This is a genomic window from Ruegeria sp. BG11, from assembly GCF_056538565.1.
Genome location: NZ_JBQFTH010000072.1, coordinates 1 through 515 on the forward strand (window position 1 = coordinate 1; position 515 = coordinate 515).

The following is a 515-nucleotide window of genomic DNA, read 5'->3' on the forward strand; positions in this document are numbered from 1 at the left end:
GTCGCCCGGCAGATCGACGGACACCGAAAGAAATGAGCCTTCGAAACTAAAGACTTCAACGGACAGACTGAACGGGGCCAGATCGCCTGTATCCCGATTTCGGATTTGGCGCACTGTAATCTCGGACAGGGGGCAGTCATGAAACAGGTTGACGTGCGCATCAAGTGCCGTTTTGCGCAGGGCCGAAGCAACGCCGGGTTGCGCCAACGGTCCGCGCCACAGGTCTGGTCTGCAACTCCAGTCCGTGCCGACAGGCTTGGCAAACTGCATGGACCCAATCTTTGGGCGAATAAGACGAGAATCGGCTGTTTGGATCAACTGATCAAGATGGCTTCGCAATGCGCGCGCCTGATCACGCTGCTGACGTAGGTCCGCTTGTCCTGCGTTTTGCACACGCTGTGCAGCCCGCCGCCAACGGTCCAGAGTCTTGCGATAAAGATAGCGATCCAGAATCCTGCCCATGGCCTCGTCGTCCGATACACAGCCTCTTTAGTCAAGACGCCTTCGGGAACAAA

At 57.1% G+C, this 515-nt stretch carries 1 protein-coding gene; it reads right to left on the reverse strand.

Annotated features, from left to right (window positions below; all coding sequences use genetic code 11):
- Positions 1-462: DUF6478 family protein (locus ACR0JF_RS23450; RefSeq protein ID WP_480670155.1), on the reverse strand; the 462-nt coding region annotated here is incomplete at its 3' end.
- Positions 463-515: the final 53 nt, after the last annotated feature.